Raw genomic sequence first — 5,201 nt, 5'->3', positions numbered from 1 at the left:
CGTCTACGAAGACGAACACGACAACGCGGCCGAGATCTATGCCGCCTTCGTGCGCAAGATGATCAACTGGCTGACCGTGAAAACCGGCGAGGGCGACCTGTTCGAGATCGACACCGCGCTGCGCCCCAACGGCAACTCGGGCCTGCTGGTCACCAGCTTCAACGCCTACGCCAACTACCAGCAGCAACGCGGCAGCAACACCGCCTGGACCTGGGAACACCAGGCCATGACACGCGCGCGCTTCGTGCTCGGCGGAGTGCCGCTGGCCGGGCAGTTCGATGCCGTGCGCGAGGCGGTGATCACCGCCGAGCGCGACCCCGCATCGCTGGCCGCCGAGATCGTGGCCATGCGCGGCAAGGTGCGCGCGGCCCACCCGGTGCGCGGCACGCGCTTTGACGTCAAGCACAGCCCCGGCGGCATGGTCGACGTGGAGTTCGTGGTGCAGTACCTCGTGCTGCTGCACTCGCGCGCCCACCCGGAGCTGCGCGCCAACACCGGCAACATCAACCTGCTGCGCCGCGCGGAAACCGCCGGCCTGCTGGCCCCGGGCATGGGCGAGGCGGCCGCCCGCGCGTACCGCGCGCTGCGCCAGATCCAGCACCGCGCGCGGCTGGACGAGGCGCCCACCCAGGTGGACGCCAGCGAAGTGCAGGACGCCTCCAGCGCCGTGCTCGCCCTGTGGCAGCACGTGCTGGGCCGGGTGCCCGCACCCGCGTAACGCATCGCGATGCGCTCACGCAGCTGGTTGTGGCTCTGCGGCCTGCACGGCGCCGCCAGCCTGCTGCTGTGGTGGTCGGGCCAGCAAGGCCAAAGCCCGCTGGTGTGGCGGGCGTCCGAGTGGGCCGGTCAGCCCTGGACGCTGTGGACCAGCGCCTGGATACACCTCAATCCGCCGCACCTCATCAGCAACCTGCTGGCGCTGGGCGGTGTCGCGGCGGCTGGATGGGTGCTGCGGCCCGACGTCCGCTGCACGCTCGCATGGCTGCTGGCCTGGCCGCTCACACAGATCGCTCTGCTGTGGTGGCCGCAGGTGACGTACGCCGCAGGCCTCTCGGGCCTGATGCACGCCGGCACGCTGTTGCTGGCCGTGCAGATTGCGCTGGACCGCATTCCGATCCGGGGCTCGCGGTTCTGGGGTGGGCTGCTGATCTGGGGCGTGCTCACCAAGGTCGTGCTGGAGCGGGGCTGGTCGCAACCGATCGTGTGGGACGCTAGCAACCACCTGGCGGTGGTGCAGGCCGCGCACGTGACGGGCGCGTTCTGGGGCGTGGTGCTCGGTCTGTTGGTGGCCGCGCTGCCCGGCTCGCGCCGTGCCGCACACTGACGGCGACGCGCAGAAAAAAGCCCGCCGAAGCGGGCTCCTGCTGCGGGCCTGAACGGGCTCAGGCGGCCGAGGGTGTGGGCGCCACAGCCAACGACTTGCGGAAGCGGTTGAGCTCCTGCACCGTCTTGAAGCTTTGCTCCATCAGCAGGCTCATGTTGTGCAGGATGCGCTCGACCACGCGCGTTTCCCACACGGCATCGAAGTGGATCTGCTTGTCCAGCCAGTGCTCCAGCCACTCCGGATTGGGCAGACGGCTCTGGATGGTGTCGTTGGGGAACAGGTCCTTGTTCACGTGCAGGTTGGTCGGGTGCAGCGCCTGTGCGGTGCGCCGCGCGCTGGCCATGAGCACACCCACCTTGGCGAAGGCTGTGCGCGCCTCGTCGCCAAACTTGCCGATGGCGCGCTTCATGTAGCGCAGGTAGGCGCCCCCGTGGCGGGCTTCGTCCTGGCTGAGCGTGCTGTAAATCTGCTTGATCACCGGCTCGGTGTGCCACTCGCTGGCGCGCCGGTACCAGTGGTTCAGCCGGATCTCGCCGCAGAAATGCAACATCAGGGTTTCCAGGGGCGGGGCGGGATCGAATTCGAAACGGATGTCGTGCAGCTCCTGTTCGGTCGGCACCAGCTCCGGGCGGAAGCGGCGCAGGTACTCCATGAGCACGAGGGAATGCTTCTGCTCTTCAAAGAACCAGATCGACATGAAGGCCGAGAAATCCGAATCGTCGCGGTTGTCGCGCAGGAACATCTCGGTGGCCGGCAGCGCCGCCCACTCGGTGATGGCATTCATCTTGATGGTCTGCGCCTGTTCGTCGGTCAGGGCGCTGGCGTCGAACCGGTCCCAAGGGATGTCCTTGTCCATGTCCCAGCGCACGGATTCGAGTTGTTTGAAGAGTTCGGGGTACAGCATGGTGGTCTTTCCTAACGCGAGCATTCTATGCGGGGGGCTTTCAGCGCGGTGACATGCCACACCCCGCTGTACGGGGAGAAAGACGATGGGAAAGTTCCGGCGAATGCGTTTGAATCCGTCCGTGAGTGCCGCGCGTATTCCATGCACGACGCGGCCTCGCGAACTGAGCACCCGCTTGAGCGGGACATGGACCCATGATGGAATCAAGCTTTTGAACGCCGGAGCCCCCACGATGAACACACGCCACTTCCCATCCCTGGTGCTCGCCCTGGGCTGCCTGACCGTGGGGCTCATGCCCTCTGCCGCCAGCGCCCAGGCGGCACGGCCAGCTGCCGCCACACCCGCGACCTGCCCCGCGCTGCTGCAACACCGCTTCGACCGCCTGCAGGACGAGAAGCCCCAGTCGCTGTGCCAGTACAGCGGCAAGGTGGTGCTGGTGGTGAACACCGCCAGTTTCTGCGGCTTCACCACACAGTACGAAGGGCTGGAGGCCCTGTATGCCCGTTACCAGTCGCAAGGCCTGGTGGTGCTGGGCTTTCCCGCCAACGACTTCGGCAGCCAGGAGCCTGGCAACAACCAGGCGATTGCCGACTTCTGTGAAAACACCTTCGGCGTGAAATTCCCGATGTTCAGCAAGACCAGCGTGGTCGGGCGCAACGCCAACCCGCTGTACCGCCAGCTGGCCGAGAAGACGGGCGAGGCGCCTCGCTGGAATTTCCACAAGTACCTGATCGGACGCGACGGACAGACCGTGCGCAGCTACGCCAGCGGCGTCGATCCCAAAAACCCCACATTGGTGAAGGAAATAGAAAAGTTTCTGTCGACTAAATTGTGACTGATCAGTCACAATAAAAACCAACAAGTATCAAGCCATGCCTTTGCCCAAGCCTTCAACCTGCCACCGTCCCACCACGCATGCCCCGCGCGCACAGCCGTGGAACTTTTCTGCGGCGCGTCGCGTCGTAGCCTGCAGGTTGGCGGCAACGCCATCCGCCCACATTCGTTTTGCACTGCGAAGCCTTCCGGGTCCGAGTGATCCGGTTGCAATCCCGAGGCGCTTCTCCTCCTCCTCCCTCCCTCCCTTGTTCGTCTGGGGGCGCTTCGCAGTCTTTTGTATTGGCCACGGCGGTCGCCCTGTACCCGGCGCGCGACCCCACGGCGTTGAGGTCTGACCATGTACTCAGACCTCACTCCCTCACCACACCCTCACGGCACGGCGCGCGCCGCACGGGTGGCCATCGTCGGCTCCGGCATCTCGGGCCTGGCCGCCGCACACACGCTGCAAGGCCTGGCGGACATCACGCTGTATGAAGCCGGCGACTACTTCGGCGGGCACACCCACACGGTCGACATGACGCTGCCCAACGCGCAGGGGGTGCCCACCGCTTTTGGCGTCGACACCGGTTTTCTGGTGCTCAACGAACGGACCTATCCGAACCTGCTCGCGTTGTTCTCGGCGCTGGAAGTGCCGATCGCCAAATCCGACATGTCGTTCTCGGTGCAGGTGCCGGGCGCCGGGCGCGGCGGTGCAGCGCTGGAGTGGAGCGGCAGCGACCTCTCCAGCGTGTTTGCCCAGCGCCACAACCTGGCGAACCCGCGTTTCCTGCGCATGCTGGCCGACATCGTTCGCTTCAACCGCGTGGTCACGCGCCTGGCCGAGCGAGGGGAAGACCTGCAGCCCAACAGCCCGCTGCTGCAGCCACTGGGCGATTTCCTGCGTGCACAACGCTTCTCCGACGAATTCCGGGACTGGTACTTCCTGCCCATGATGGGCTGCATCTGGAGCTGCCCCACCGACCAGATGCTCGCCTTTCCCGTGGCCACCATGGTGCGCTTCTGCCACAACCACGGCCTGCTCCAGATCACGAACCGGCCGCAGTGGTACACGGTGCCCGGTGGCGCGCGCCGCTACGTCAACCGGATCGTTGAGCGCATTGCCGACAAGCGCCTGTCAACGCCGGTGGAGCAGGTGCTGCGCGATGAGGCGGGTGTGCGCGTGGTCACGCAAGGCCAGGTCGAGCGCTTCGACGCCATCGTGATGGCCTGCCACAGCGACCAGGCCCTGCGCCTGCTCGGCCCGCAAGCCAGCGCCACCGAGCGCGAAGTGCTGGGCGCGATCCGCTACCAGCCCAACCGCGCCGTGCTGCACACCGACGCCTCGGTATTGCCCGAGAACCCGCGCGCCTGGGCCGCCTGGAACTACGAGCGCGCACCCAGCGCGAACGTGGAATCGGCGCAGGTCTGCCTGCACTACCTGCTCAACCGGCTGCAACCGCTGCCGGTCACGCAGCCGGTGGTGGTCTCGCTCAACCCGCAGCGCGAGATCAACCCCACCCAGGTGGTGGGCGAGTACGCGTACGACCATCCCGTGTTCGATCTGCCGGCGATTCGGGCCCAGTCGCGCGTGCCCCACATGCAGGGCCAGCATCACACCTGGTTTGCTGGCGCGTGGACCGGCTATGGCTTCCATGAGGACGGGCTCAAATCCGGGTTGCAGGCCGCACGCGCCCTGATCGACGCCAAGGGCCTCCTGCCACAAGCCAGCGAGAGTGACGCACGCCGCGCCGCGCTGCCGGGGGTGTTTGCATGAACGCCGCCGCGCCGGTCGCGCAGATTGGCTTTGGCCAGGTGCGCCACACGCGTCACCGCCCGCAGCGCAACGCGTTCGCCTACCCGACCTACTTCCTCATGCTGCCCATGCGCAGCCTGCGCGCGTACGGCCCGGGCGCACTCGCGCGCAACCGCCGCGCAGCGCTCAGCTTTCACGACGCCGACCATGGCGACGGCCGCGCCGACAGCCTGGCCTGGCTGGACAGCGTGCTGCAGCAACACGGCATCGACGACGCCCACGGCGAGGTGTGGCTGCACACCTACCCACGCGTGCTCGGCTACAGCTTCAAGCCCGTGAGCTTCTGGTACTGCCACCGCGCCGATGGCTCGCTGCGCGCCGTGCTCGCCGAGGTGATCAACACC

The 5,201-nt window shown here is 66.9% G+C and carries 5 protein-coding genes and 1 pseudogene; 5 read left to right on the top strand and 1 reads right to left on the bottom strand.

What is annotated here, in order from left to right; translation table 11 throughout:
• Positions 1-718, top strand: a pseudogene (locus KXJ60_RS05745) (glutamine-synthetase adenylyltransferase); the annotation flags it as partial.
• A 9-nt stretch (positions 719-727) separates the two neighbouring features.
• The gene (locus KXJ60_RS05740; protein WP_291125051.1) at positions 728-1,324 is read left to right on the top strand and encodes a rhomboid family intramembrane serine protease; all 597 of its coding nucleotides are present in this window, start codon (positions 728-730) and stop codon (positions 1,322-1,324) included.
• 58 nt (positions 1,325-1,382) lie between these two features.
• On the opposite strand, the gene KXJ60_RS05735 is transcribed toward KXJ60_RS05740, so the two are convergent.
• Positions 1,383-2,228, bottom strand: coding sequence for a ferritin-like domain-containing protein (locus KXJ60_RS05735; protein WP_291125048.1), 846 nt, complete (start codon positions 2,226-2,228; stop codon positions 1,383-1,385).
• Between the two features lie 292 nt (positions 2,229-2,520).
• On the opposite strand from KXJ60_RS05735, the gene KXJ60_RS05730 reads away from it, so the two are divergent.
• The 3 genes from KXJ60_RS05730 to KXJ60_RS05720 all read left to right on the top strand — a co-directional run.
• A complete protein-coding gene (locus KXJ60_RS05730) occupies positions 2,521-3,063 on the top strand; it encodes a glutathione peroxidase (RefSeq protein ID WP_291125053.1) in 543 nt (180 codons plus the stop codon).
• Positions 3,064-3,402: 339 nt separating this feature from the next.
• Positions 3,403-4,818, top strand: a complete 1,416-nt coding sequence (locus tag KXJ60_RS05725; RefSeq protein WP_291125045.1) for an FAD-dependent oxidoreductase — start codon at positions 3,403-3,405, stop codon at positions 4,816-4,818.
• On the top strand, positions 4,815-5,201 hold a 387-nt coding region (locus KXJ60_RS05720; protein WP_291125042.1), incomplete at its 3' end, for a DUF1365 family protein. The genes KXJ60_RS05725 and KXJ60_RS05720, both read left to right, overlap by 4 nt.

The sequence above is a fragment of the Hydrogenophaga sp. genome (assembly GCF_019264445.1).
Lineage (GTDB): Bacteria > Pseudomonadota > Gammaproteobacteria > Burkholderiales > Burkholderiaceae_C > Hydrogenophaga.
This window is presented reverse-complemented; position numbering and strand designations above follow the sequence as displayed.

Bases quoted from the DNA above. Each gene is read 5' to 3' on its own strand.
- KXJ60_RS05735 (WP_291125048.1), bottom strand. From the start codon at position 2,228: ATGCTGTACCCCGAACTCTTCAAACAACTCGAATCCGTGCGCTGGGAC.
- KXJ60_RS05725 (WP_291125045.1), top strand. From the start codon at position 3,403: ATGTACTCAGACCTCACTCCCTCACCACACCCTCACGGCACGGCGCGC.
- KXJ60_RS05740 (WP_291125051.1), top strand. From the start codon at position 728: ATGCGCTCACGCAGCTGGTTGTGGCTCTGCGGCCTGCACGGCGCCGCC.
- KXJ60_RS05730 (WP_291125053.1), top strand. From the start codon at position 2,521: ATGCCCTCTGCCGCCAGCGCCCAGGCGGCACGGCCAGCTGCCGCCACA.